The following is a 24242-nucleotide window of genomic DNA, read 5'->3' as shown; positions in this document are numbered from 1 at the left end:
CGCCGAAACCGCGTATTCACCGGGCACCTCGGGCCAGGTGAAACCCTGTTCCCGGAACCGGGTCACGTGGAACCGCGTCCCAGGCCGGAGCTACCGAGGTCCTCGGGGTCGTGATGCTTCTGCCTACGCGGACCGGCCGGAGGCCTCCGCGGCACCGCTCGCGAGTCGGTATCCCAGCGCACCCGAAGGGCAGCGCCGCACCACCTCGACCGTGGGGTCGACAGCGGCGTTGTCCGGCTGGATCCACGGACGCCGCTCGATGTCGAACACCTCGGGCAGACCGCGGACACACTCGGCGGCGTGCCGGCAGCGCCCGGCCTCGAAGGTGACCGTGAGCGACTGGCCCTCGTACGCCTTCTTCTCTGATCCGCCGCTCATTCCCGCCCCCGTCACCGTGGCGCCCGCCTTCGACCGTTATGGCCCGGCTTGGCGGTCACGCTAGCAACACGCAGTTGATGCATCAACGCCTTTACTGAAAATTGGCCGACCAGACCCGTGGTTTAACATCACGAATTGCCATGTCAAAGCAGCATTTACATGCTTCAGAATCGCCAGTTGTTGGTGATTTATCAATCAAGGGTGTTTAATCATACGCATCGTCACGGCCGGAGCGCCGACTGATCGACCATCGAGAGACTGTGGGGAGGGAAGGACGATCCGACAGACGAGGTCAGCCGAGCTCCGGCTCCCCAGAGCCGCGATCGCCTGGGCACCGAGCCACGATTCAGCTCGCCGGTAGTCCCAGCCGCATCATTGAGCAGGGTGCGCCAGGCAGCGATCCCGAAGCAGAACCAGAGGCGGTCCGCGACCTCCTCGACGTCCAAGCGTTCGGGTACGAACCCCGTCGCGACGAGAATGTCCGCGGCTTCGCGCAGCGCGCCGCGGTAGCTCCCCATGGCCCCGGGCGACGAGCAGCACCCGAGCAAAGTAAGCGACCTGATCATGCTGACGACGGCGGGAGGCCGGGAACGCACCGAGTCGGAGTACACGGCACTCCTGGGCGCTGCCGGATTCGTCGTCGACAGGACCCTCGTGGCCCCGGTCGGCGGTTACTGCGCCATCGAGGCGACTCTCAAAGCCGGTTGAGGTTCATCCGCCGAACCTTCGACGCGACAGCACGACCGCACCTCCGGAAGGACACCCCATGACCGCTCCCGTGAGCGAGAGGCCCGACTTCACCGGGCTGCGCGCGCTCTACATCAACTGCACCCTCAACCGGTCTCCGGAGCGCAGCCACACGCAGGGGGTGATCGACCGCAGCGTGGCGATCATGGATGCGAACGGGGTCAGCGTGGACCAGTTCCGCGCCGTAGACCACGACATCGCCACCGGCGTCCGCCCGAACATGACCGAGCACGGGTGGGAGACCGACGAATGGCCCGCACTGCTGGAGCGGGTCCTGGCCGCTGACATCCTGGTCATCGGCGGGCCGATCTGGCTGGGCGACAACAGCTCGGTGACCCGCCGGGTGATCGAGCGGCTCTACGGCTACTCGGGCGTGCTCAACGAGCAGGGTCAGTACTCCTACTACGGACGCGTCGGCGGCGCCCTGCTCACCGGCAACGAGGACGGCCTCAAGCACTGCGCGATGAGCATCCTCTTCAGCCTGCAGCACATCGGTTTCACGATCCCGCCCCAGGCCGACGCGGGCTGGATCGGTGAGGTCGGCCCTGGCCCGTCCTACCTGGACGAGGGCTCCGGCGGCCCGGAGAACGACTTCGCCAACCGCAACATCAGCTTCATGACCTACAACCTGCTTCACACGGCTTCGATGATCCGTCGCGCCGGCGGATTCCCGGCCTACGGCAACCAACGCGCGGCATGGGACGCCGGCTGCCGCCCCGACAACGCCAACCCCGAACACCGCTGATCACCCGTGAAGGTCCCGCGGGTCCGTACGAATGCCCTGTCGCCGGTTCAGTCCGGCTGTTTCTCCACATGCTCCAGGATGCGCTGGGAGAGCCGAGCGAACGTGTTGAGCTGATTCGGCGTCAGGGCGTCGATGAACAGACGGCGGACGTGCTCGACGTGCATGGGTGCGGCGTCCTGGATCGCCTCGTAGCCGAGCGGAGTGGCGACGATGAACGCTCCGCGCGCGTCCTCGGGGCACTCCTTCTTGACCACGAGTCCGCGCTTCACCATCCGCGTGACCTGGTGGGACATACGGCTCTTCTCCCACTCGATCAGTTTGGCCAGTTCCAGGAAGCGCATCTGCCCGTCAGGTGCCTCAGTGAGTTTGGCGAGCACGATGTAATCGGACGCGGACATTTCGGAGTCCGCCCGAACAAGGCGGGACAGCCGTCCTATGAGTATTTCCTGCATGCGGATGAAGCTCTTCCAGGCGGCCTGCTCATCCGGACTGAGCCCGCGCGGTGTCTCGTGCATGGACGCAGTGTAACGAAAACGTTGACACCTCACCTACTAGAGCTTGCGTGACGGCGCCGATGAAGACCTCGTGCGGCTGCTGCGGATCACGAGGCTGACCTCGGTGCGGGTCTGGGTGTGCCAGGGTGCGGTGTTGGGCCCGACCTATGACAACACCCGACCGCCCTGCACTATCACCAGCAGCACCTCTCCGACGCCGAGAACCCCAACGGCTACTGCGGCCTCGGCGAAACCGGAGCCACTGCCCCGTGGGAGTGGCCCTGCCGGCGACTGAGTCCGGCCGCTGTCCCCGTGGGCGGGGCTCTCGCGAGGCCGCCTGCTTCGAGTCCCCAGGGGGACCGGCGGTGTCCCGGGCGCGGGCGGCGAGGGCGCGATAGCCTCGCCGCATGGCCCGGGTCTCGGATGACGATGCCGCCACCGTCTGGACGCTGCTGTCGGAGCCGCGCACGGCTCCCTATCTGGAGAAGGCGGACGGGGACCGGCAGGATGCGCTGGCGCTGTACGAGTGGAGCGCGCGCACGGCGGCGGCCGCGTTCGAGGACGTCGGTCACCTCGAAGTCCTCCTGCGCAACGCCCTCGACTCCCGCCTGCGCCTCCGCTTCCACGAGGACTCCCGCCGGATCCCGTGGTTCCTCATGCCGCTCCCGGGCGACGTGCACGTCGCCGCATCGGTCCAGTCCGTGCGCGAGCGCCTGCGCGAGGAGGGCAGGGAGTCCCGGGACCAGATCGTCGCGGGGCTGTCCTTCGGTTTCTGGTCGGGGCTGCTGGACGAGGCGTACGAGGAGCTGTGGCGGGAGTGCCTGCACGAGGTGTTCCCGAACTCCTCGGGGCGGCGCGCGCAGGTGTTCTCGGTGCTGGACGGCGTCCGCAGGTTGCGGAACCGCCTCGCCCACCACGACTCCCTGCTCGGCGTCGACATCCCCGCCGAGGCGGAGAGGATCGTCGAGGTGGCGCGCTACATCGACCGCGGCGCGGCGGACTGGCTGGCGGGCCGCAGCCGCGTGCTGGAGGTGTACCGCCAACGCCCCGTCGACGTCGAGCCCCCGGCCGCACCGCCCCGACGGGAGCGCCGAGCCCCACTTCGGGCGGTACTGCGCCTCCGCCGTCGGCGCTGACGGCCGAGACGGGCGGCCGCCGCGCCCGGCCGCCTCCGTCCGCCTCAGCGCAGGCCGGCCGGGCGGACGACGATCTCGTTGACGTCGACGTCGGCCGGTTGCGCGAGCGCGTAGGAGACCGCGCCCGCGATGGCGTCCGGCCCGATCGCGTAAGCCCGGTAGGCCCGCATCGCCTCGGCCGCTCCGGGATCGGTGATGGAGTCGGCCAGTTCGGACTCCACCACCCCCGGCGAGACCGTCGTCACCCGGATCCCCGGATCGGACTCGATGCGCAGCCCTTCGGTGATCGCCCAGGCGGCGTGCTTGGTTCCGCAGTAGACGGCGCCGGTGGGCGCGACCTCGTGCGCGGCGATGCTCGCGACGGTGACGACGTGCCCCGACCCCTGGGCGGTGAACACGGGCAGCGCCGCGGCGATCCCGTGCAGCAGGCCGCGGATGTTCACGTCGATCATCCGGTCCCACTCCTCGACCAGCAGCGAGTCCAGCCGCGAGAGCGGCATCACGCCGGCGTTGTCGACGACGGCGTCCACGCGACCGTGCCGCTCGCGCGCGTCCCGCACGAACGCGTCCACGTCCGCGCGCTCGGTCACGTCGAGCCGCGCGGGATGCACGCCGCCGCCCGCTCGGGCGGCGGTCTCCGCTGTCGATTCGGCGAGTTCCTTGAGGCGGTCGGTGCGCCGCGCACCGGCCACCACGACGTGCCCCTCGGCGGCGAGCCGAGCGGCGACCGCCTCTCCGATACCGCTGCTGGCGCCGGTGACGAGAACGACCTTGCTCCCGGCCGGTTCTTCCTGGGCTGATCGATGTGTCTGCATGGCCCTCAGCCTGTCCCGTCCGCGGTGCCCGCGGGAGGCCGCGGTTCTCCCTGGAGCACCGCACCCAGGAAGGCCGGCGGCCCCGAAAACGTCGGGGCCGCCGGTTGGCCGGAGCCGCCGCTGCCTGCGGTCGTCAGCGGGTGAGGTTGCGGTATGCGCGGGCGGAGAGCGGGACGAACACCGCGAGCAGAAGCGCCGGCCACCCGAGGGCGAGCGCCACAGCATGGTCGGCGAGGACGCCTCCGGTGGTGCCGGTCGGGTTGCCGAACAGGCCGCGGCAGGCGGCCGCGGTCGCCGACACCGGGTTCCATCCGGCGAGAAAGCCGAGCCAGCCCGGCATCGTCTCGGGTGCCACGAAGATGTTGGACAGGAACCCGAACGGCCATACCAGGATCTGCACCGCCATCAGCCCGCCCTCGCCGCGGAGTACGAGTCCGAGGTAGATGCCCACCCAGAGCATCGCCAGGCGCAGCCACAGCAGCAGCCCCGCCGCGAGGAGCGCCGCCCCGATCGAGCCGTCGACCTGCCAACCCACCACCAGTCCGCCGGCCATCAGCACGGCGAGCTGGACGGCGGAGTTCATCAGGTCGGCGGCGGCGCGGCCGAGGGGCACGGCGACCCCGGCGATCGGCATCGACCGGAGCCGGTCGGTGATCCCGCGCTTGGTGTCGTCGGTGATCGCCCCCATCGTGCTTTCGACGCCGAACAGCATGGTGAGGGTGAACATGCCGGGCAGGAGGTACGGAAGGTACCCGCCACCGCCGGGCAGGTCGATCGCGCCGCCGAACAGGTAGCCGAACGTCAGCAGCAGCATCAGCGAGAAGGCGATCCCGATGATCGGGGTCCAGGGTTCGCGCTGCCATCGCTTCAGGTCGCGCAGCGTGAGGACCCAGCCGTGGCGGAGCGTCTGGACGGTCATCGGGATGCTCCTTCGGACCTGAGCTCGTCGCTGTCGCCGGTGAGGTGGAGGAAGACCTCGTCGAGGGTCGGGCGGCGCAGGACGGCGCCGTCGACGTCGGAGCGCGTCCTTGAGTTCCGCGGAGGTGCCCTCCGCGATCACCCGGCCGGCGCCGAGCACGGTGATCCGGTCGGCCAGCTGGTCGGCCTCGTCCAGGTATTGCGTCGTGAGCAGCACCGTGGTCCCCTCTGCGACCACCTGCCGGACGGTCCTCCAGACCTCGTTGCGCCCGCGCGGGTCCAGGCCGGCGGTCGGCTCGTCGAGGAAGAGCAGGCGCGGACGGGTGGCCAGAGCCGCGGCGATGTCGATCCGGCGGCGCATCCCGCCGGAGTACGTCGACACCTTGCGGTCCGCCGCCTCGGCGAGTCCGAAGGCGTCGAGCAGCTCGCCGGCCCGGGTTCGGGCGGCGCCCTTCGCGAGGTTGTGGAGCCGGCCGAACATCACCAGGTTCTCCCTGCCGGTGAGGATCTCGTCCAGCGCGCTCGTCTGGCCGACCAGGCCGATCGCCGCCCGCACAGCACGGGGCGACCGCCGGACCTCGTGCCCGGCGACGCGGGCCTCCCCGGAGTCGGGGCGGGTGAGTGTGGTGAACACGTTGACGGCGGTGCTCTTGCCCGCCCCGTTCGGACCGAGCAGGGCGTGCACGACCCCGGGGGAGACGTCGAGGTCGAGGCCGCTGAGGGCCTGCGTGCCGCCGTAGCGCTTGTGTAAGCCGCGGGCGAGCAGGGGTGTGGTGTCTGTGGACATCGGAACCCTATCTTTGTACGCCGTACGGAATTGGATGGGCCGAGTGTAGCACTAATTCTGTACGGTGTACGAAGAAGTAGGGTGGATGCTGTGCCCCACGACCCGGACCCCTCCCTGCGGCTGCTCTGGCGGCATGCGGCGCCCGAGCAGGAGCGGCCGCGCCGCCGCGGGCCCAAGCAGCGGCTCACGGTCGACGAAGTGGTGGACGCGGCGATCGAGCTGGCCGACGCCGAGGGCCTGGACGCGCTCAGCATGCGCGGGCTCGCAGGGCGGCTCGGTCTGGCGGCGATGACGCTCTACACCTACGTGCCCAGCCGCAAGGACCTCATCGTGCTGATGGTGGACCAGGCCCTCGGGCGCACCGCACTCCCGGAGCTTCCCGACGAGCCGCGGCGGCGCCTGGAACTCGTCGCCCGCGTGGAGTACGACGACTGCCGCGCCCATCCCTGGCTGCTGGATGCCGCCGGAGTCCGGCCGTGGCTCGGTCCGAACGCGGCCGACCGGTATGAATGGCAGCTCACGGCGGTGGACGGGCTCGGGCTCGGCGACCTCGAAACGGACCAGACCGTCGCGCTGCTGGTCGGTTTCGCCGGCAACATCGCCCGCGCCGAGCAGCGGGTCCGCCACGCCGAGCACGAATCCGGCATGACCGAGCGCGAATGGTGGGAGGCCAACGCCGGCACGCTCGGCGAGCTCATGGCGGGACGGTCCTATCCGCTGGCGGGCCGGGTCGGTCAGGCGGTCGGCGAGGCCTACCAGGCGGCCGGCGACCCCGCGCGGGAGTTGGAGTTCGGTCTGGCCCGGATCATCGACGGAGTCCTCGCACACGCGGCAGGGACGGCGCCCCGCCACGAGCCCCCGGCGCCGGAGTCCTACCATCAGCGTTGATCTTGTACCTACGGTCATTGTGAGCGATCACATGTGACTGTAGGTACAAGATCAACGGGGGAAAGCCCGGTCGCCACACGACTGATCAGGACTCCCTGCCGGAGGCGATCCTCCGGCAGGAAGCGCCGGAGCCGCTTTCGGCGCTGACGGACGCGGGCTAGGTCGCGGCGAGCAGTTCGGCGGGATCGGCGCAGTAGGCGGTCATCCAGTGCGGCTCGATGCGGTAGTAGACGACGTCGCCCCATTTCATCGGGGACTCGCCGTAGTGGGCGATGAGGTGGTCGTGGACCGCCGGCCAGGTGTCGGCCTCGGCGTCCGGAGCGTCCGGCGGGGTGATGGGCACCGCCGTGCCGTGGGTGAACACGCCGAGGTCGTCGCCGCGGATGTGGGCCACGCTGACCGCGGGGCGCGCGGCCAGGTGGCGGGCCTTGGCGGCGGTCCGGTCGGTGCCCAGGATCCATCGGCCGTGCAGGAAGTGGCCGTCGGCGCCGCTGACCCGGGGCTCACCCTTGGCCGTCACGGTGGAGATCGCCAGTGTGCACATGCCGGTGAGCACCCGGACGAGCTGTTCCGCGGTGAGGGTGTTCGGGTGTTCCCCCTCCGCCTGGTAGATCGCCCGCAGATGGGCGTTGGCTCCCTCTAGGGAGCGGTCGAACAGGCGCTGGAGCTCGCCGATTTCGGCACTGGTCTCGTACATGGGGCTGATCCTGCCACCGGAGCCTGACATCGAGTGTCAGGAATCCGCGGCGGGTCGGCGCGGCGGAGCCCGGAAGTGTCAGCGGGTGCTGAAATGCTCCGCGTATGATCGACCACATGTCTGTCCAGGTCGCCGACATGGCGGCCAGTACGCGCTTCTACGACGCCGTGCTCGCCCCGCTGGGCGGGCGGCGGGTCATGGACTTCGGCGACAACGCCGTCGCCTACGGCACCGCCGAACCGGTCTTCTGGGTCGGGCCGACCGCCACCGGCGGACAGCCGCGCGAGGTGCACGTGGCCTTCACCGCCGCCGCCCGCGCGGCAGTCGACGCGTTCCACGCCGCCGCCGTCTCCGCAGGCGCCGAGGAGCTGTATCCACCGCGACTGTGGCCGGAGTACCACGAGCACTACTACGGCGCCTTCGTGCGCGATCCCGACGGCAACAACGTCGAGGCCGTCTGCCACGCCCCGGAGTGAGGCCGGCGCATCGGGCCGAGGACGGCTGCGGAAGGGCTGCGGCGGACCCGCTGTCGAAGCGACCGGCCGCGGGTCCGCGCCACGCGGGTCACTCGCCGCCGATGTGCTCCTTCCACGGGCCGTCGGCGGTCAACCAATAGGGGACGATCTTCACAGGGAAGGGCGATTCGGTCTCGAAGACGTCCTCTCCGTACACCTGCGCCGCCTCGACGTACTGGCCGCCGTCCAGCCGGAACTCGATGATCCCCTCCTTCTCCGGAGCGGTGTTGACGATCCAGTACGACTCGATCCCGAACTCCGCGTACTCCCGCCGCTTGGTGTGGTTGTCACGGAACACGCTCTCGGGGGAGACGACCTCCACGGCGAGGGCGGGCGGGCGTGTGAGGTAGGGCTGGTCGGCGTCGCTCAACCGGACCACCGCGAGGTCGGGGATGCGGTGGCGCGTGCGGTCGGCGTTGAGGTTGATGCCTATCCCGGGATGGACCTCGAATTCCTCGGGCGCGTGGTTCCCGAGGTGAAGGCAGAGCCGTCCTTCGATCCTGGTGTGCATGAACACCGGCGCCGGGGACACGTCAAGTTTCCCGTCGGCCAGCTCGTAGCGCCCGCCGTCGTCCGGCATGTGCGCCAGGTCGTCCACCGTCAGTCGCTCGACGGGCGGATCCGGCTTCCCGGTACTCATAATCGCCATACTGCCTCCTTATTCGCATGGAGACCAGTATTCAGACGCGTGTTCGGTTACGGGTGAGTACGCAGTGATTCCCCATGACCGTACGCCGGACTCGTCGGGGTTCGCGGCTGATCGTCCCGGGAACGACGAAGGCCCGGGCGGCCGCGATGCCGCCCGGGCCCGAACACGCCGGTGTCCTGGCGTCAGTTGACGCTGAAGCCCTTCTTCTCGACGTCGATGTTGTTGCAGCCGTCGGGGGCGATGCCCGAGGCCTGGAGAACGTCGACGCAGATCGGAACGGTGATGTTCTGGATCTCGGCGTTGTTGTCGGCGCTGGCGGTGCCGGTCATGGCGCCGAAAGCGAGGGCCGTGGCGGCGACGAGACCGGAGACCTTGGCGATGCGCTTCATGAAAATCCTCTCGGAAGTACGGGAAGCTCCTGGGAGCGGCGTTACTCTCCGCCCCGCGAGTAGAAACTTAACGTAGTCGGCCGGATGCGTCACGTGATTACGGGCAGAACGCCGACGATTATTTAGTCTTTGACCTGCGAGGATCCGGCTTTTCCGTGCAGAACGGGCGGTCTCGCTCCCGGCAGGTGTCTGCGCCGTGCCACGTCGGCCGCGTGTCCGCGGGCCTCGCGGCATCGGCGGGACGGAGAGGCGGCGCCGATCTTCGGACACGCGAACGGCCCGCGTGCTCGGCACGCGGGCCGTGGAACCGTTCAGGCGGCGTGTCGGCCGGATCCGGCCGGGGCACGTCCGCGGGCGCCGCTCCGGCCGAGGCCGGGATCACCAGCTCTGCTGACCGTACCCCGGGTACTGCTGCCCATAGCCGGGCTGCTGCTGTCCGTAACCCGGCTGCTGCTGTTGTCCGTAACCGGGGTACTGCTGCTGTCCGTAGCCCGGGTACTGCTGCTGGTACTGCTGATACTGCTGCTGGTAGCCCTGGCTGTACTGCTGCCCGCTGGGGTACTGGTAACCGGCGTAGGGGTCCTGCTGCTGTGCGCCGGTGGGGTACTGCTGATAGGCCGCCTGCTGCCCCGTCGTGTTGTACTCCGGGGCCTGCTGCCCGCCGCCGGCCTGGCCGTCTGCGGCCTCGGGCCGGAAGAGGAACAGCCGCGCGGCCCCGCCCCCCTCGTCCGGGCTGGGCGTGATCTGATCCAGCCGCCACCCGGCCTCCTCGATCCCCTCGAGGATGCGGGTCAGGCCGGGGCGGACCTTGCTGGACGGCTCGTCGTAACTGTTGACGTCCAGTTGCACGATGAACATCCGGCGCTTCTGCTGCGCGGCGACCTTCGCGTGCTCGACGACGGTGCTGTCCCTCACGACCTGCGTGACGCTCATTTCAACCGTACCTATCTGCTCTGTGCGGCGCTCGCCTGCCCGTTGAGCGTTGCCCACCATTCACGCCGGCCGAGGAGCCACTCCGTCGGGCACGTCCGCACCTATCATGCCTTCTTTGGGGGAGTTCTAGCCAGAAACCCCCGAACGGCTAGGAGCCGGCGGCTTCGACCGCCTCCCTGATCGGCGTGGACCCGCTCACCAGCTCAAGCACCTTGCCCACGGTGGCGGGCTCGTCGAGCAGCGCGACGATGACCGCGGCGACGTCCTCGCGCGGGATCTCCGCCCGCTCCACCTTGGGCGCGAGCCGTACCGTCCCGGTTCCCGGGTCCTCGGTGAGCCGCCCCGGGCGCAGGATCGTCCAGTCGGTCTCCAGGCTGCGCTGGCGCAGGTCGTCGTCCGCGGCGCGCTTGGCCTCGACATAGGCGGCCCATACCGGCTCCGCATCCGGGGCCGGGCCCTCGTCCACCGCGATGGCCGAGACCATGATGTAGCGCCGCACGCCCGCCAGCGAGGCCGCGTCGGCCAGCAGCCGCGCGGAGTCGCGATCGACGGTGGCCTTGCGCTCGGGGCCGCTGCCCGGGCCGGCGCCCGCTGCGAAGACCACCGCGTCGGCGCCCATCACCTTCTCGGTGAGCTGAGTGACGGTGGTGCTCTCCAGATCGATCACGACGGGCTCGGCGCCTGCCGCGCGCACGTCGTCGGCGTGGTCGGGGTTGCGGATGAGGCCGACCGGCGTGTCACCGCGCTCGGCCAGGAGCCGTTCGAGCCGCAACGCGATCTTGCCGTGTCCTCCGGCGATGACAATACGCATACCGGCAGGCTATGCCCTCCGATGAACAGGTGGCGCGGAGCGCCTCGAATCAGGGCGGTGACGGGCGACGGGGCGGGCGCGGCGCGCCTTCGTCGCGCGCCGCGCTTTCGGCTGCGGCCGCTCCCTGCTGCCACAGCAGGGGCCTCCCCCCGAGCCGCGCAGCCGCCGCTCAGGCCGTGCTGAAGCGCTCCCGCAGTACGCGTTTGAGCAGCTTTCCGCTGGCGTTGCGGGGGAGTTCGTCGACCACGTGGACGCGCTTGGGCGTCTTGAATCCCGCGAGGCGTTCGCGCACGAACGCGATCAGCTCCTCCTCGCTCGCCGCGCCCTTCAGTACCGCGACCGCGGTGACCGCCTCGCCCCAGGCGGCGTCGGGGACCGCGATCACCGCCGCCTCGGCGACAGCGGGATGGTGGTAGAGCACGTCCTCGACCTCGCGCGGGGCCACCAGCACGCCGCCGGTGTTGATGACGTCCTTCACCCGGTCCACGATCGTGAAGTAGCCCTCGGAGTCGCGCCGCGCGATGTCGCCCGAGTGGAACCAGCCGTCGCGGAACGCCTCCTTGGTCTCCTCGGGCTTCTCCCAGTAGCCCTCGCACAGCTGCGGGGAGCGGTAGACGACCTCACCGCGCTCGCCGGGGGCGACGTCGGCGCCCTGCTCGTCGACCAGGCGCGCCTCGACGAACAGCACCGGGCGCCCGCAGGAGTCCATCCGCCCGTCGACGTGCTCCTCGGGACGCAGCACCGTGGCCAGGGGACCGATCTCGCTCTGCCCGAAGCAGTTGTAGAAGCCGATGCCCGGATGCCGCTCCCGGATCCGCTTCAGCACCGGAACCGGCATGATCGCGGCGCCGTAGTAGGCCTTGGCCAGCCCGGACAGGTCCCGGGTGGCGAAGTCGGCGTGGTTGGACAGCGCCGCCCAGACCGTCGGCGCGGCGAAGAACGCGGTGACGCCGTTCTCCTCGATGCGGCGCAGCAGGTCGGCGGGCTCGGGCGTCTCGACGACCTCGCTGTAGGCGCCCGCCGCCAGGGCCGGCATCAGGAAGACGTGCATCTGCGCCGAGTGGTACAGCGGCAGGGCATGCAGCATGCGGTCGTTCTCGGTGATGTCCAGGTTGTGCAGGCAGCTGAGGTACTCGTGCACCAGCGCGCGGTGGGTCATCATCGCGCCCTTGGGCTGGGAGGTGGTGCCCGAGGTGTACAGCAGCTGGACCAGGTCGGTGTCGCCGACGTCGGTGAACACCTCGCCGGGGGCGTCGGGGTCGCGCGCGACCTCCAGCACCGATTCCTCGGCGCCGCGCAGCGCAAGCACCTCCCGGGCCGGGATCTGCGAGCGGACCTCCTCGACGCGCCCGGCGAGCTTGGTATCGGCCAGCACGACGATGCTGCCCGACTGGGACAGCAGGTAGCTCAGCTCGGCACCGCCGAGGTTCTGGTTCACCGGGACGTGTACCAGGCCCGCGCGGGCGCAGCCCAGAAACGCCAGCAGGTAGGCGTCGGAGTTGTGGCCATAGGTCGCCACCCGGTCGCCGCGGGTGAGCCCGAGGCCCAGCAGCCACGCCGCGACCCGCGTGGCGCCCTGGTCGAGCTCGGAGAAGGTCCATTCGCGGTCGCCGAAGTGCAGCGCGACGCGATGCGGAACCCGCGCCGCAGTCCTGCGCAGCATGCCGTCGACCGTGCTCGCTCTGGTCAGTGCCGTGTCACCGGCTCCCATACCGCCTCCCACCGCCGTGTCGAGCGCCGGTGCCGCCCCTCCTGCGGCACGGCGTCCCCCCAACCTAGGCCGCATAGCCGCCCGTAGGCCAGACACGACGGATGTCCTGTGGACGGCCGCACGGGATACGGCGCAGGCGGCCGGCCGCGCCGGGGCGGCGCCGCGGCACCGGGGGGGGCGATGAAACGGCGGCGGTCGGCCGCGCGGGTGCGCGGCCGCCCGCCGCCGGCGTATGCCGTCGGGCCCGGCCCGGCTAGTTGACGGTCCAGGTGTCGCCGCTGTTCAGCAGCGACTCCAGCTCGGCGTGGCCGCTGCGCTCGGTGCGCGCGGCGGCCAGCTGATCGTTCATCTGGCCGTCGTAGGTGGGCCGGTCCACGTCGCGGAACACCCCGATCGGCACGTGCTCGAACGCCGGGTAGTCCATGCGCGAGAGCGCGAACGCGTAGCCGGAGTCCTGCCGGTGCGCGTCGTGGCGCACCAGCGCGTCCTCGCCCACCTCGGCGACGTCGGCCGTCCGGAGTTCGCCGTAGTCGCCCTGCACCACACCCCGGTCGGAGCCGATGCGCAGCGGCTCGCCGTGCTCCATGCGCAGCAGCCGCAGGTCGCGCTCGCCCGGGTCCTTCAGCGGGCCGAACGCGTCGTCGTTGAAGATCGGGCAGTTCTGGTAGATCTCCACGAACGAGGCGCCCTGGTGGTCGGCGGCTGCGCGCAACACGCTGGTGACGTGCTTGCGGTCGGAGTCGACGGTGCGCGCCACGAAGCCGGCCTCGGCGCCCAGCGCCAGCGACACCGGGTTGAACGGGGTGTCCAGCGACCCCACCGGCGAGGACTTGGTGACCATGCCGGATTCCGAGGTCGGCGAGTACTGCCCCTTGGTCAACCCGTAGATGCGGTTGTTGAACAGCAGCACGTTGACGTTGACGTTGCGGCGCAGGGCGTGGATGAGGTGGTTGCCGCCGATGGACAGACCGTCGCCGTCGCCGGTGATCACCCACACCGACAGATCGGGGCGGCTGGACGCCAGCCCGGTGGCGATCGCCGGCGCCCGGCCGTGGATCGAGTGCATCCCGTAGGTGCTCAGGTAGTAGGGGAACCGCGAGGAGCACCCGATGCCCGAGACGATCACGATGTTCTCGCGCGGCACGCCCAGCTCCGGCAGGAACCCCTGGAAGGCCGCGAGGATCGCGTAGTCACCGCAGCCCGGGCACCAGCGCACGTCCTGGTCGGACTTGAAGTCCTTCATCTTGTACTCGGTGTCGGTGCTCGGGACCAGGCCCAGGCCCTTGAAGCCGGTGCCCGTCCCGTTGCCGTTGCCCTCAGACACGGTCGATGACCTCCTGAATCACGCCCGCGAGCTCTTCGGCCTTGAACGGCATCCCGCGGACCTTCGTGTAGCCGATGACGTCGACCAAGTACCTGCTGCGCAGCAGCATCCCCATCTGGCCGAGGTTGATCTCGGGGACGATCACGCGGTCGTAGGACCGCAGGACCTCGCCCAGGTTCTCCGGGAAGGGGTTGAGGTGGCGCAGGTGGGCCTGGGCCACCTTTCCGCCGGCGCGCCGCACCCGGCGCACGCCCGCGCCGATCGACCCGTAGGTGCCGCCCCAGCCGAGGACGAGGACCTCGGCGTCACCCGTGGGGTCGTCGACCTCCAGAGCGGGGATGTCGCGGGCGATCCCGTCGACCTTGGCCTGACGGGAGCGCACCATCAGGTCGTGGTTGGAAGGGCTGTAGGAGATGTTGCCGGTGCCGTCGCTCTTCTCGATGCCGCCGATGCGGTGCTCCAGCCCGGCCGTGCCCGGCACCGCCCACGGGCGGGCCAGCGTCTCGGGGTCGCGCTCATAGGGCCGGAACTCGCTCTCGCCGTCCGAGGCGGCGGCGAAGTCCACCGACAGGTCGGGCAGGTCGGCGACGTCGGGGATGAGCCAGGGCTCGGAGCCGTTGGCCAGGTAGCCGTCGGAGAGAACGATCACCGGAGTGCGGTACTTCGTGGCGATGCGGGTGGCCTCGATCGCGACGTCGAAGCAGTCCGACGGCGACTGCGGCGCCACGACGGGCACCGGCGACTCGCCGTTGCGCCCGAACATCGCCATCAGCAGGTCGGCCTGCTCGGTCTTGGTGGGCATGCCCGTGCTCGGACCGGCCCGCTGCACGTCGATCACCAGCAGCGGCAGCTCGGTCATCACCGCCAGCCCCAGGGACTCGGCCTTGAGCACCATCCCCGGACCCGAGGTGGTGGTGGCTCCCAGCGAGCCGCCGAACGCGGCGCCCAGCGCCGCGCCCACGCCCGCGATCTCGTCCTCGGCCTGGAACGTGCGCACGCCCATGTGCTTGTGCCGGGAGAGCTCGTGCAGGATGTCCGAGGCCGGGGTGATGGGGTAGGAGCCCAGGAACAGCGGGAGCCCCGACAGCTGCGAGCCCGCGATCAGCCCGTAGGAGATCGCCAGGTTGCCGGTGATGTTGCGGTAGGTGCCCCCGGGCAGCTTGGCCGGCTTGATCTCGTAGGAGACCGCGAAGTCCTCGGTGGTCTCGCCGAAGTTCCACCCGGCCTCGAACGCCGCCACGTTGGCGGCCAGAATCTCGGGCTTGCCGGCGAACTTGGACTTCAGGAAGCCGAGCGTGCCTTCGGTGGGCCGGTTGTACATCCACGAAAGCAGCCCCAGCGCGAACATGTTCTTCGCGCGCTGGGCGTCCTTCTTGGAGATGTCGAACTCTTCCAGCGCCTTCACTGTCATCGACGTCAGCGGCACCTGGCTGACCTTGTACTCCGACAGCGAGCCGTCGGAGAGCGGGTCGCCGTCGTAGCCCACCTTGGCCAGGCTGCGCTTGGTGAACTCGTCGGTGTTGACGATGATCGTCGCGCCGCGCGGCACGTCTTCCATGTTGGCCTTGAGCGCGGCGGGGTTCATGGCCACCAGGACATTGGGGGCGTCGCCCGGCGTCATGATGTCGTGGTCCGCGAAGTGGAGCTGGAAACTGGAGACGCCCGGCAGGGTGCCCGCCGGTGCACGGATCTCCGCGGGGAAGTTCGGCAGGGTCGACAGGTCGTTCCCGAAGGACGCCGTCTCCTGGGTGAACCTGTCTCCGGTCAGCTGCATGCCGTCGCCGGAGTCGCCTGCGAAACGAATGATGACGCGATCGATCTGCTGGACCTGCTTGGTCACGGGGATCGCCGACCTCCTCGTCGAACCGCCGTATGGGGTCGGCGGCTCAGGTTGGCAGCGTCCTCACCACCACGTTGTCGACCGGCAGGGCCGGAGGGTGGCCGGACACGGGATTTCGAGCGGGGACCTGACCTGGACACCGGCGCGCGGCCGAACCGCGGCTGTGGCGTGCGCACCCGTAGTGTGCCCGCCGGCGAAGCATCAGGGATCCGAGCGGACTCGGCACCCTTGCCGAGGAGCCGTTCGGCCGGCGGTGGCCGGTGCGTGGATGGGCGCTGTGTCAGGGACAACAAGGCTCGCGTGCTATGCGCACGAGGTCCACGTGCCGTCGACCGGTGAGCGGAACTCCCGGTTCGGCGGTCGTCGAAAGAAAAGCGGCCACTCTTGCACTATAGGCGGTCGGCCCCGCCGCCAACGAAGCGAGTGGGGGATGTCACAGGCGCGAGGCCCGCATTCCGAGGAAACGGCGGCCGCGGCCGAGTTGGGGCGGTCCCGCCCCCGCCGCGGCGACCGACCGGAATCGAAGCTTTGGCGGGTTCGCCTGCCGAAACGGGAACGCACGGGATCGATCCGCGCGTTTGCTACTCAGAAGTGGCCTGGAGGGGGCCCGGGACCAAGGGAGGCCGTGAGCCGTGCAGCTCAACACCATCCGTGCAGCGGCCCTGCTGGTCGGGGTCTCGGCTCTGGTCGTGGTGGCGAGCTGGATCGCAGGCGGCGTCCAAGGGCTGCAGATCGGCATCGTCGCGGTGGTCGGGCTCACCGCCGTCGTGTTCCTCTTCGGCGACAGCCTGGCGCTGCGTGCGATGCGGGCCCGCCCGGTCAGCGAGATCGAGCAGCCCGACCTGTACCGGATCGTGCGCGACCTGGCCACCCGGGCGCGTCAGCCGATGCCGCGGCTCTACCTCTCGCCCACCTCGGCGCCCAACGCCTTCGCCACCGGCCGCAGTCCGCGCTGTGCCGCCGTGTGCTGCACCACCGGCCTGCTGCGCACTCTCAACGAGCGCGAACTGCGCGGCGTCATCGCCCACGAGCTCGCCCACGTGCGCAACCGCGACACTCTGGTGTGCTCGGTGGCGGGCGCCATCGCGGCGGCGATCACATCGCTGACCGCGCTCGCACTGCTGCTCCCGCTGGGCGACTCCGAGGACGAGGACGTGCCCAGCGTGCTCGGCGCGCTGCTGTTCCTGGTGCTGGGACCGATGGCGGCGGGTGTGATCCGGCTGGGGGTGCGCCGATCGCGGGAGTACCACGCCGACCGCGCCGCCGCCGAGCTGACCGGCGACCCCCTGGCACTGGCCGCCGCACTGCGCAAGATCGACGTGGGAACCCGCACCCACCCGCTGCCGGCCGAGCGCCCGCTGCTGGCCACGAGCCACCTGATGATCGCGCACCCGTTCCCGCAGCGCGGCCTCAACAAGCTGTTCGCGGCACACCCGCCGGTCCAGGACCGCATCCGCCGCCTGCGGTCCCTCGCCGAGCGCTGGGGCAGCCTCTGACACGCCCGGGCCCGCCGGAGCCGCCCGCGCCAGTGGGGCGCACGACCCGTGCGCGGCCGGACGGGCGGTACGCGCGCCGCCGGTGCGTGGTCCGGCCGCGGGGACCGAGCGGGCGAGTCGGCGGGGCGGCGGCCGCCCCGCCGACGGATCGGGGCTTCAGCGGTAGTTGACGAACTGGACGGGGAAGTCCAGGTCCTTCTCCTTGAGCAGGGTCTGCACGGTCTGCAGCTCGTCCTTCTTCTTGGAGCTGACGCGCAGTTCGTCACCTTGGATCTGCGCCTTCACGCCCTTGGGGCCCTCGTCGCGGATGATCTTGGAGATCTTCTTGCCGTCCTCGGTGGAGATGCCCTCCTTGAGGGAGACCGCGAGCCGGTACTCCTTGCCCGAGGCCTTGGGCTCCTCGTCGGTGTCCAGGATCTTCAGTGAGACTCCGCGCTTGATGAGCTTCTCCTTGAACACGTCGAGGGCGGCCTTGACCCGCTCCTCGGCGTTGGCGCGGATCTCCACCGCCTGGTCGCCCTGCCAGGAGACGGTTGCGCCGGTGCCCTTGAAGTCGAAGCGCTGCGAGAGCTCCTTGGCGGCCTGGTTCAGCGCGTTGTCGACCTCTTGGCGGTCGAGCTTGGACACGACGTCGAAACTGGATTCAGCGGCCACGTGCGCTCACACCTTCGAACAAATGCGGTTCCAGGGCCGCGAGGTCCGCGGCCCGCGTTGTCGTCGGCGCAGCCCTGCGCCGCGGGAGGCCGCAGGCTGCGACACGGACCGAGCTTAGCCGGGCCCGCTCCCGCCCGCGCGGATCACCCGCAAGCGGGCCGCGCGAGGCCGCGTCCCGAACCGATTTCGTATCCGGGGCGCACGTCCGCTAGTCTTTCTCCTGCGTCGCGACGAGGAGTCGCCGCACCCCAGGCAGGTTGCCCGAGCGGCCAAAGGGAGCGGTCTGTAAAACCGCCGGCTCAGCCTTCCAAGGTTCGAATCCTTGACCTGCCACTTCGGCGAGAACGCGCCCTGACCGGGAACCACGGTCAGGGCGCGTTCTGCTGTCCGCCCGCTTGGGCTGAGAGCCCGGCCGTTTGCGGTGAGCACCCGGCGCGGTTCAAGGCCTCCGCCTCCCGCCGTCGGAACCGCGGCTACTCGGCTCCCGCGCCCGCTGAGCGGTTGGGGATCGGCCGACTGCGGTAGCTCTGCCGCAGGAGTGCGATGCCCACGGCGAGCACCCAGATCGTGGCGACTCCCACGAAGGGCAGCAGGAGTTCGAACGAGGCTCCGGGAAGGCGCAGGAACAGCGCCGAGATGAACCATCCGAGGGCCGCGATGAGCCCCACCCAGGACAGCACGCGCCCGTATTGCCCGCTGCGCAGCATCGCCAGGGCGTAGACGGCCAGCGCTAGGCCGAGGAGGGGCTGGGAGAGGGCGGAGGTGCCGCCGACGAGCCCTTCCATCACCCGGATGTCGACCAGTGCCGTGCCGGCGCCGCGTTCGCCGGAGGACCACTGCTGGGCGAGCACGCCGCTGCTGAACCCGTCATGGGCGTAGGTGATCGCGAACACGGCGACCGCCACGATCAGTACCGGCTCGGCCATCTGTGCGATCGCCCTGCTCAGCGGTTCCGTCAGGGTGCGGCCGACCGCCGCGAAGGCCACGGCCCAGCACAGCGCCCCGAGCACGCCGACCAGGGCCGCAGCGAACCACGGATTTCCGGCGATGTGGTCGAGGACTGCGGAGGGGTCGCCGCGCGGGATCTCCGCTCGCTGCTGAAGGACGTTGCAGGCGATCGTCAGTACGCCGCCGGCCAGGGCCAGGATTCCGGCCGACGCCGTCTGGAACCGCTGTGCCCCGCCGTACTCCTCCGCCTTCGCCGGCATGTGTTCCGACATGGCTCATCACCCGCCTTCCGTTTGCGTCGTCGCCGCGGGTGGCGTCTGGGAAAAGGATCGCGCCGACCGGGTACCGCCCCGCATCGGGGCCGTGCCCTGGAGCTCCGGTCCGGGAATCCCGGTCCGGCCCTCAGGGGGCGCCGGTTCGCCGAGGAGTTCGGCGGCGGTGGAAGGACGGTGCGCAGCCCGCCGGCTTCCCCGGCGCGGCCGCGCTCGGCATCGGCGGAGGGATCGTCCGGTACCGGAGCGCGCGTATGCGCCACGCCGTCGGAGCCGCTCGTCTAGGCTCGGGGCGGTCGCGTCCCCGCCGGGGGCGGCCGGGCGTGTTCCGCGGCACCCGGGGGCCGTTCGTTCCTCACCTTTATGCGCCTCGCTGGACTGGTCGCAGCGGGGCGCATTTCGTCATGCCCGGAATCGGACGCAGCGCGACGCACGCGCCACGCGGGCGCGGCGCGGGAGAGCGGGGCGTGCCGGGCGCAGGACGGGGGGACGCGGCGTGTCGGCAGGAGTGTCGGAAATACGTCTGGAATGCCCGGGGCAAATCAGACTGTGCTTCGCCGGGGGAGCGTAACGGACACTCCAAGCCATCCGGAAAGATGGGCAAATTTATCTCGGATGATTCTCGTCCTCTCCCGGTGATTATCGAATCGGCGGACGAATTGGACATATCGATTTCCCTGGTTTCGGCGTTGACAAAAACTGTCGGGGGCGTCGATGATTGCTCCCGTCCACCGCGACAACGGGCGCCTCGATGCGTCTTTCTCCAGCACCTCGTATTGATAATTCCGGGGGAATCGTGATGAAGAAGTTGACCGCTGCCGGTCTGCTCGCCGGCGCCGCGATGGGCGCTGTGCTGATGGCTGGTCCCGCGCACGCCGGCGGCCCTTACGGGGGCGACCAGCAGTTCAATCAGAACCTGCAGGTCGTGCCGGTCCAGCTGTGCAACACCAACGCCTCGGTGCTCGGTGTGACCGTGCCGGTGCTGTCGCCGCAGACCACGGGCGACTGCACCAACGGCCCGAGCAGCGCCAACGTCGACTGACGGCGCGAATCCGCTTCATCCACTTTCCATGCGTTTCATAGTCAGAAGGGAATTCCCCATGCTGCGTAAGCTGGGAATCGCCGGCGTGATCGCCGGTGCGGCCCTCGGGGCCGTTGTCGCCGCCTCTCCCGCCAACGCGGGCGACTACGGGGGCGACCAGCAGTACAACCAGAACCTGCAGGGCGTCGCCGCGCAGTCCTGCAACGCCAACGTCGCCGCCGCGATCGGCGTGACCGTGCCGGTGCTGTCGCCCCAGACCACGGGCGACTGCACCAACGGTCCCGTCGCCGCCAACATCGACCACTAGGAGAGGTGATCCTGATGCTGCGCAAGCTGGGAATCGCCGGTGTGATCGCCGGTGCGGCCCTCGGGGCCGTTGTCGCCGCCTCTCCCGCCAACGCGGGCGACTACGGGGGCGACTACGGGGGCGACCAGCAGTACAACCAGAACCTGCAGGGTGTTGCGGCTCAGCTGTGCAACACCAATGTCGCCGCCGCGATCGGCGTGACCGCGCCGGTGCTGTCGCCCCAGACCACGGGCGACTGCACCAACGGCCCGGTCAGCGCCAACGTCGACTAGGAGCTGGTCGAGAGATGCTGCGCAAACTCGTCGCAGCGGGCGCGGTCACCGGCGCGGCCCTCGGGGCGTTGCTGTTGGCCGGTCCCGCGCAGGCGCAGACCCACGGCGGCGACCAGCAGTTCAACCAGAACCTGCAGGTCGTGCCGATCTCCGTCTGCAACGCCAATGCGGCCGTGCTCGGTGTGACCGTGCCGGTGCTGTCGCCGCAGACCACGGGCGACTGCACCAACGGGCCGTCGGTGGTGAACCTGGACTCCCAGGACGCCTACGACGCGATCCCCGAGGGTCACGGGCACGGGTAGTGATCGCGCGGCGCGGCGCCGCCTGAGGCCTCTGCGCCCCACGGCGGCGCCGCTGTGCGGATCCGCACACAGCAGGCCTGCGTCCCCCGGCACTCCGCGGGTGCCGGGGGACCGCTCTGTGTCGGAGCCCGTCCGCGGCCGCGACTCGGGGAGCGACCGCGCCGGCGTACACACCGTGTACCTCAGCACGAGGACGAGGAGCCAGGAGGGCCATGCGCGTCGACGATCCGGGTGCCCGCACCGCCCGCACCGCCCGCACCGCCCGCACCGCCCGCACCGCCCGCACCGGGCGGGCGGCGGCGGTACTGTGCCTGCTCGCTCTGCTCGGCGGCTGCGCCACGGCTCCGGACCCGGCCGAACACCAGGACGGGCAGGGCGCATCGCCCGCGCCGCCGCCGTCGGCCACCGCGGGCATGAGGCCGCGGGAGGGGGCGTCCACCCCGGCTACGCCACCACAGTCGATCTTCGTCTTCAACACCCACGGAAACGAGCAGGGCAAGCCCGAACGGCGCCCCGAGGACCTCGTCGCCAGCCCTTCCACCACCTTCACCGGTCTGGAGTGGAGCACCTGGGGCGGCGGCCCCGCGGTCGCCGAAGGCGAAGTGCAGGGCACCTGGTGCCTGCCCGACTGCCAGGACGACCCCTACCCGGTGACCGTCGAACTCAGCGGCGCCCAGGTCGTCGACGGCGCCGCCTTCTACTCCCGCTACTCCTTCGGCGGCCGTGCCGGCTTCCCCGAACGGATGCGCGAGCGGGTGCGCGAGGTCGGCAGCGGCCGGCTGACACTGCCTTCGGCATGGTGATCCACGGCCCGCCGGCCGTCCCACTGCGACAGCACCGCGTCGAGACCGCACCAGAAATACCCATCTCCGTTTCCTTGCAGGTCAGAAGGTCGGAACGGGGCGGATTCCGGCTCCGCGAACCCGGGTTCGGTGCGCGACGGTGGCCGGGGGTCTTTAGTCTGCTGAGTTGTGGGTGTCTCAGCGGATCAGGCGAGAACGGAGGGTCCCGGCGGCGGCGCCGCGGGGCCCCGGCAGCGGCTGCCCGGACGCACGCGGTCAGAGGGGCCGGTGCCGCGGCACGGCCGCGCAGCCCTGCTGCGCCTGGCGGCCTGGTTCGAGGGCGCCGACCCCCGCTCCGCCCACGAGATCTGCTCCGCTGCCTTCGCCGTGCACGGCGCCACCCACCTCGGCGGCCCCAGCGAGGAGCCCGCCGGCGCCACGTCCAGTTGGTGGAACGCCCCGCTGGCCGGCGGCGCCGCCGCACGCCTGGCCAACGCCCTGCCCGCCGCCCCCGTCCGCGACCACACCGAGCAGCGTTCACGGCTGCGCGACGCCGCCGAGTCCTCCGCGCACTGGCGCCGCTCGGCCGCCCAGGAGCTGCGCCGCGTCCTGGCAGAGGCCACCGGCGGGGACTCCCGCATCCGGCTCTCCACACCCGCCATGGAGGTCCTGATGGAACTGCTCACCGCCGCGCTGGGGAGCGGCGACGCCACACGTCACCCCGTCTCGGCCGGCGACCTCGAACTCGGCATCCGACTGCACATCCGCCACGACCCCCGCGCGGCGATCACCCTCCGCGGCTCCGACGGCGACCTGGGCCTTGAGGGCCTGCGCCTGCGGGTGACCTCCTTCGACACACCCGGCGAGACCGCCGCAGCCCCCGCCACCGAATCCCGCGACCGCCCCACGCCCCCGTCCGGCACCGTTCTGCCGTTCGCACGCGAAGCCTGACGCGCTCCCGCCGGCGCCGCCGGCGCGAGCGCACCGTCCCCGACCGCCCCGCAAGGTCCGCTTCCCCCTCCCCGATCCGGGCCGTATCGCGACCGGGGCAACGAGCAATCCGCCAACAGCGACGCCAGGAGGTGGCGACGACCGTGACGTCCGAGGACATCGCCCTCACGGGGGAGCGCCAGGCGGCCGCGCGGCGGCTGCTGGCCGATCCGATCGTCACCGACCGCACCCATCCCGAGGACTTCGCTCTCATCCGCGCCCACTCCGACTGGCTGATCCAGCGCTTCCGCCGCGTCCTCGGCTACGAGCTCACCATCGCCGCCGACCACGCCCGCCTGGCCAAGACCGGTCTGGCGCGGGACACGGCCCGTCCTCTCGCCCGGCCCAGCGGCGCCCACTTCACGCCCCGCACCTACACCTACCTGGCGCTGTGCCTGGCCGTGCTCGTGGAGGCCCCCGCGACCCTGCTCCTCGAACGCCTGGCCGAGGACGTCGGAGCGGCCGCCGCCGAGGCCGGGCTCGCGCTCGACCCGCGCGAGCGGATGGGGGAGCGCCGCGCATTCACCGCCGCGCTGCGCAAGCTCGCCGAATGGGGCGCGATCGGCGAGGACCGGGGCGGGCTCGCCGCCTACGCCGACGACTCCGGCGAGGAGGTGCTGCTGACCGTGAATCCGGAGGTCGTGCGCCGCGTGGTCGCCCATCCGCCGCACGCCACCGCCGACGCACGCGTGTTCGTCGACGAGAACAGCGCCACCGACCCCGCGGGCGAGGACGCCGGCGAGATCGCGCTGCGCCGAGCGCTCGCCGAGACCGCCGTCGTCTACCGTGCCGACCTGTCCGAGCGCCAGCGCAGAAGGCTCGCCAACCACCAGTGGCGGGCCGCGGCCGAACTCGGCGACCTGCTCGGCTGCGAGGCCGAGATCCGCGCCGAGGGGGTCGCCCTGATCATGCCCTCCGAGGCCGCCGCCGAAGGGGTGGCCGCCTTCCCCAGCGCCGACCCGGTCGGCCAGGCGTCGCTGCTGCTCGTGGAGCGGTTGGTGGCCCGGCTGCGGCCGGTCTCGGTGCCCGAAAGCGGAGTGGAGGTGCCCGAGGACGTGCTGGAAGGCGAACTCGCCGAGGTGCTCGCCGCCGAGACCCGGGCCGAGCCCGGCCGCGGCACCCGGTCGGCACTGCGCCACGAGCCCGACCCCGATACGCTCGCGGCCCGGGCTCTGCGTCTGCTCCACGACACCGGCCTGCTCCACCACCCCGACCCCGCGAGCGGCGATCGCTCGGGGTGGAGGCTGCGGGCGGCGTCCGCGCGCTACGGCGGGCGGCCCTCCGGCGGTTCCCCGACCTCCCCCTCCGGAGGGGCCGCCGGCGAAGGCGGAGCACCGGACGGCGCCGCGGTACCGGCGACCACGGCGCGATGACCGGGCGGCCCGGTTCCATCCGAGTCG

The 24242-nt window shown here is 70.9% G+C and carries 27 protein-coding genes and 1 tRNA gene; 14 read left to right on the top strand and 14 right to left on the bottom strand.

Annotated elements, in window-relative coordinates; translation table 11 throughout:
* Positions 1–123: 123 nt before the first annotated feature.
* A complete protein-coding gene (locus tag LP52_RS17365; RefSeq protein ID WP_040274999.1) occupies positions 124–378 on the bottom strand; it encodes a (4Fe-4S)-binding protein in 255 nt (84 codons plus the stop codon).
* A 516-nt stretch (positions 379–894) separates the two neighbouring features.
* Between LP52_RS17365 and LP52_RS17355 the strand changes: the two genes are divergently transcribed.
* Both LP52_RS17355 and LP52_RS17350 read left to right on the top strand, forming a co-directional pair.
* Positions 895–1086 (top strand): methyltransferase, encoded by a 192-nt coding sequence (locus LP52_RS17355; RefSeq protein ID WP_040274996.1) that lies wholly within the window; start codon positions 895–897, stop codon positions 1084–1086.
* A gap of 58 nt (positions 1087–1144) precedes the next feature.
* Positions 1145–1870, top strand: coding sequence for a flavodoxin family protein (locus LP52_RS17350; RefSeq protein WP_040274994.1), 726 nt, complete (start codon positions 1145–1147; stop codon positions 1868–1870).
* Between the two features lie 47 nt (positions 1871–1917).
* On the opposite strand, the gene LP52_RS17345 is transcribed toward LP52_RS17350, so the two are convergent.
* The gene (locus LP52_RS17345) at positions 1918–2385 is read right to left on the bottom strand and encodes a MarR family winged helix-turn-helix transcriptional regulator (RefSeq protein WP_040274992.1); all 468 of its coding nucleotides are present in this window, start codon (positions 2383–2385) and stop codon (positions 1918–1920) included.
* A 386-nt stretch (positions 2386–2771) separates the two neighbouring features.
* Here LP52_RS17345 and LP52_RS17340 point away from each other — a divergent pair, with 386 nt between their 5' ends.
* Complete coding sequence (locus LP52_RS17340) at positions 2772–3500, top strand: hypothetical protein (protein ID WP_052809958.1); 729 nt, start codon at positions 2772–2774, stop codon at positions 3498–3500.
* Positions 3501–3544: 44 nt separating this feature from the next.
* Here LP52_RS17340 and LP52_RS17335 read toward each other — a convergent pair whose 3' ends face one another.
* Together LP52_RS17335 and LP52_RS28850 are read right to left on the bottom strand one after the other, a co-directional pair.
* Positions 3545–4324 carry an SDR family oxidoreductase gene (locus LP52_RS17335; RefSeq protein WP_394298211.1) on the bottom strand — a complete coding sequence of 260 codons (780 nt, stop codon included), beginning with the start codon at positions 4322–4324 and terminating at the stop codon, positions 3545–3547.
* Between the two features lie 124 nt (positions 4325–4448).
* Entirely contained in the window at positions 4449–6020 is a 1572-nt protein-coding gene (locus LP52_RS28850) for an ATP-binding cassette domain-containing protein (protein WP_338011647.1), read from the bottom strand.
* Positions 6021–6110: 90 nt separating this feature from the next.
* Between LP52_RS28850 and LP52_RS17320 the strand changes: the two genes are divergently transcribed.
* Positions 6111–6908 (top strand): TetR/AcrR family transcriptional regulator, encoded by a 798-nt coding sequence (locus LP52_RS17320; RefSeq protein WP_052809957.1) that lies wholly within the window; start codon positions 6111–6113, stop codon positions 6906–6908.
* A 157-nt stretch (positions 6909–7065) separates the two neighbouring features.
* Here LP52_RS17320 and LP52_RS17315 read toward each other — a convergent pair whose 3' ends face one another.
* On the bottom strand, positions 7066–7605 hold the full coding sequence (locus tag LP52_RS17315; RefSeq protein WP_040274989.1) for a pyridoxamine 5'-phosphate oxidase family protein: 540 nt from the start codon (positions 7603–7605) through the stop codon (positions 7066–7068).
* A gap of 104 nt (positions 7606–7709) precedes the next feature.
* Between LP52_RS17315 and LP52_RS17310 the strand changes: the two genes are divergently transcribed.
* Complete coding sequence (locus tag LP52_RS17310; RefSeq protein WP_040274987.1) at positions 7710–8081, top strand: VOC family protein; 372 nt, start codon at positions 7710–7712, stop codon at positions 8079–8081.
* A gap of 88 nt (positions 8082–8169) precedes the next feature.
* On the opposite strand, the gene LP52_RS17305 is transcribed toward LP52_RS17310, so the two are convergent.
* The 7 genes from LP52_RS17305 to LP52_RS17275 form a co-directional block, all read right to left on the bottom strand.
* Positions 8170–8769: a Uma2 family endonuclease gene (locus LP52_RS17305; RefSeq protein WP_040274986.1), complete on the bottom strand. Its 600-nt coding sequence runs from the start codon at positions 8767–8769 to the stop codon at positions 8170–8172.
* 182 nt (positions 8770–8951) lie between these two features.
* Positions 8952–9158, bottom strand: a complete 207-nt coding sequence (locus tag LP52_RS17300; RefSeq protein ID WP_040274985.1) for a hypothetical protein — start codon at positions 9156–9158, stop codon at positions 8952–8954.
* Positions 9159–9536: 378 nt separating this feature from the next.
* Positions 9537–10091 (bottom strand): hypothetical protein, encoded by a 555-nt coding sequence (locus tag LP52_RS17295; RefSeq protein WP_040274983.1) that lies wholly within the window; start codon positions 10089–10091, stop codon positions 9537–9539.
* 148 nt (positions 10092–10239) lie between these two features.
* On the bottom strand, positions 10240–10902 hold the full coding sequence (locus LP52_RS17290; RefSeq protein WP_040274981.1) for an SDR family oxidoreductase: 663 nt from the start codon (positions 10900–10902) through the stop codon (positions 10240–10242).
* A gap of 169 nt (positions 10903–11071) precedes the next feature.
* Entirely contained in the window at positions 11072–12613 is a 1542-nt protein-coding gene (locus LP52_RS17285) for a fatty acyl-CoA synthetase (protein ID WP_040274978.1), read from the bottom strand.
* Between the two features lie 253 nt (positions 12614–12866).
* Positions 12867–13856, bottom strand: coding sequence for a 2-oxoacid:ferredoxin oxidoreductase subunit beta (locus LP52_RS17280; protein ID WP_084723286.1), 990 nt, complete (start codon positions 13854–13856; stop codon positions 12867–12869).
* Positions 13857–13929: 73 nt separating this feature from the next.
* Complete coding sequence (locus LP52_RS17275) at positions 13930–15777, bottom strand: 2-oxoacid:acceptor oxidoreductase subunit alpha (RefSeq protein WP_040274975.1); 1848 nt, start codon at positions 15775–15777, stop codon at positions 13930–13932.
* A 632-nt stretch (positions 15778–16409) separates the two neighbouring features.
* On the opposite strand from LP52_RS17275, the gene LP52_RS17270 reads away from it, so the two are divergent.
* Entirely contained in the window at positions 16410–17273 is an 864-nt protein-coding gene (locus tag LP52_RS17270) for a M48 family metalloprotease (protein ID WP_040274974.1), read from the top strand.
* Positions 17274–17429: 156 nt separating this feature from the next.
* Here the strand turns inward: LP52_RS17270 and LP52_RS17265 are convergent, their stop codons facing one another.
* Complete coding sequence (locus tag LP52_RS17265) at positions 17430–17927, bottom strand: YajQ family cyclic di-GMP-binding protein (protein ID WP_040274973.1); 498 nt, start codon at positions 17925–17927, stop codon at positions 17430–17432.
* Between the two features lie 251 nt (positions 17928–18178).
* Between LP52_RS17265 and LP52_RS17260 the strand changes: the two genes are divergently transcribed.
* A tRNA-Tyr gene (locus tag LP52_RS17260) sits at positions 18179–18260 on the top strand.
* A 140-nt stretch (positions 18261–18400) separates the two neighbouring features.
* Here the strand turns inward: LP52_RS17260 and LP52_RS17255 are convergent.
* The gene (locus tag LP52_RS17255) at positions 18401–19147 is read right to left on the bottom strand and encodes a DUF4386 family protein (RefSeq protein ID WP_238580959.1); all 747 of its coding nucleotides are present in this window, start codon (positions 19145–19147) and stop codon (positions 18401–18403) included.
* A gap of 799 nt (positions 19148–19946) precedes the next feature.
* Between LP52_RS17255 and LP52_RS17250 the strand changes: the two genes are divergently transcribed.
* The 7 genes from LP52_RS17250 to LP52_RS17220 all read left to right on the top strand — a co-directional run bounded on the left by LP52_RS17250 (position 19947) and on the right by LP52_RS17220 (position 24215).
* Complete coding sequence (locus tag LP52_RS17250; RefSeq protein WP_394298209.1) at positions 19947–20189, top strand: hypothetical protein; 243 nt, start codon at positions 19947–19949, stop codon at positions 20187–20189.
* 58 nt (positions 20190–20247) lie between these two features.
* On the top strand, positions 20248–20496 hold the full coding sequence (locus LP52_RS17245) for a hypothetical protein (RefSeq protein ID WP_040274969.1): 249 nt from the start codon (positions 20248–20250) through the stop codon (positions 20494–20496).
* 14 nt (positions 20497–20510) lie between these two features.
* A complete protein-coding gene (locus LP52_RS17240; RefSeq protein WP_040275077.1) occupies positions 20511–20768 on the top strand; it encodes a hypothetical protein in 258 nt (85 codons plus the stop codon).
* Between the two features lie 14 nt (positions 20769–20782).
* On the top strand, positions 20783–21070 hold the full coding sequence (locus LP52_RS17235; RefSeq protein WP_040274968.1) for a hypothetical protein: 288 nt from the start codon (positions 20783–20785) through the stop codon (positions 21068–21070).
* Positions 21071–21282: 212 nt separating this feature from the next.
* The gene (locus LP52_RS25860) at positions 21283–21873 is read left to right on the top strand and encodes a hypothetical protein (RefSeq protein WP_052809956.1); all 591 of its coding nucleotides are present in this window, start codon (positions 21283–21285) and stop codon (positions 21871–21873) included.
* Positions 21874–22140: 267 nt separating this feature from the next.
* Positions 22141–22803, top strand: a complete 663-nt coding sequence (locus LP52_RS17225) for a DUF2397 family protein (protein WP_238580958.1) — start codon at positions 22141–22143, stop codon at positions 22801–22803.
* Positions 22804–22946: 143 nt separating this feature from the next.
* Complete coding sequence (locus tag LP52_RS17220) at positions 22947–24215, top strand: TIGR02678 family protein (RefSeq protein WP_052809955.1); 1269 nt, start codon at positions 22947–22949, stop codon at positions 24213–24215.
* The last annotated feature ends 27 nt before the right edge of the window (positions 24216–24242 follow it).

Origin of the sequence: Streptomonospora alba (assembly GCF_000826685.1) — a bacterium.
Classification (GTDB): domain Bacteria; phylum Actinomycetota; class Actinomycetes; order Streptosporangiales; family Streptosporangiaceae; genus Streptomonospora; species Streptomonospora alba.
Note: the sequence above shows the minus strand (reverse complement) of the source record. Positions and strands in the feature narration are given on the sequence as shown.

What these genes read in the sequence shown, in the direction of transcription:
- LP52_RS25860 (WP_052809956.1), top strand. Translation starts at nt 21,283, where the DNA reads ATGCGCGTCGACGATCCGGGTGCCCGCACCGCCCGCACCGCCCGCACC.
- LP52_RS17315 (WP_040274989.1), bottom strand. Translation starts at nt 7,605, where the DNA reads ATGTACGAGACCAGTGCCGAAATCGGCGAGCTCCAGCGCCTGTTCGAC.
- LP52_RS17290 (WP_040274981.1), bottom strand. Translation starts at nt 10,902, where the DNA reads ATGCGTATTGTCATCGCCGGAGGACACGGCAAGATCGCGTTGCGGCTC.
- LP52_RS17285 (WP_040274978.1), bottom strand. Translation starts at nt 12,613, where the DNA reads ATGGGAGCCGGTGACACGGCACTGACCAGAGCGAGCACGGTCGACGGC.
- LP52_RS17300 (WP_040274985.1), bottom strand. Translation starts at nt 9,158, where the DNA reads ATGAAGCGCATCGCCAAGGTCTCCGGTCTCGTCGCCGCCACGGCCCTC.
- LP52_RS17235 (WP_040274968.1), top strand. Translation starts at nt 20,783, where the DNA reads ATGCTGCGCAAACTCGTCGCAGCGGGCGCGGTCACCGGCGCGGCCCTC.
- LP52_RS17295 (WP_040274983.1), bottom strand. Translation starts at nt 10,091, where the DNA reads ATGAGCGTCACGCAGGTCGTGAGGGACAGCACCGTCGTCGAGCACGCG.
- LP52_RS17355 (WP_040274996.1), top strand. Translation starts at nt 895, where the DNA reads ATGGCCCCGGGCGACGAGCAGCACCCGAGCAAAGTAAGCGACCTGATC.
- LP52_RS17345 (WP_040274992.1), bottom strand. Translation starts at nt 2,385, where the DNA reads ATGCACGAGACACCGCGCGGGCTCAGTCCGGATGAGCAGGCCGCCTGG.
- LP52_RS17250 (WP_394298209.1), top strand. Translation starts at nt 19,947, where the DNA reads ATGAAGAAGTTGACCGCTGCCGGTCTGCTCGCCGGCGCCGCGATGGGC.
- LP52_RS17340 (WP_052809958.1), top strand. Translation starts at nt 2,772, where the DNA reads ATGGCCCGGGTCTCGGATGACGATGCCGCCACCGTCTGGACGCTGCTG.
- LP52_RS17280 (WP_084723286.1), bottom strand. Translation starts at nt 13,856, where the DNA reads ATGAAGGACTTCAAGTCCGACCAGGACGTGCGCTGGTGCCCGGGCTGC.
- LP52_RS28850 (WP_338011647.1), bottom strand. Translation starts at nt 6,020, where the DNA reads ATGTCCACAGACACCACACCCCTGCTCGCCCGCGGCTTACACAAGCGC.
- LP52_RS17255 (WP_238580959.1), bottom strand. Translation starts at nt 19,147, where the DNA reads ATGTCGGAACACATGCCGGCGAAGGCGGAGGAGTACGGCGGGGCACAG.
- LP52_RS17245 (WP_040274969.1), top strand. Translation starts at nt 20,248, where the DNA reads ATGCTGCGTAAGCTGGGAATCGCCGGCGTGATCGCCGGTGCGGCCCTC.
- LP52_RS17310 (WP_040274987.1), top strand. Translation starts at nt 7,710, where the DNA reads ATGATCGACCACATGTCTGTCCAGGTCGCCGACATGGCGGCCAGTACG.
- LP52_RS17305 (WP_040274986.1), bottom strand. Translation starts at nt 8,769, where the DNA reads ATGGCGATTATGAGTACCGGGAAGCCGGATCCGCCCGTCGAGCGACTG.
- LP52_RS17365 (WP_040274999.1), bottom strand. Translation starts at nt 378, where the DNA reads ATGAGCGGCGGATCAGAGAAGAAGGCGTACGAGGGCCAGTCGCTCACG.
- LP52_RS17240 (WP_040275077.1), top strand. Translation starts at nt 20,511, where the DNA reads ATGCTGCGCAAGCTGGGAATCGCCGGTGTGATCGCCGGTGCGGCCCTC.
- LP52_RS17350 (WP_040274994.1), top strand. Translation starts at nt 1,145, where the DNA reads ATGACCGCTCCCGTGAGCGAGAGGCCCGACTTCACCGGGCTGCGCGCG.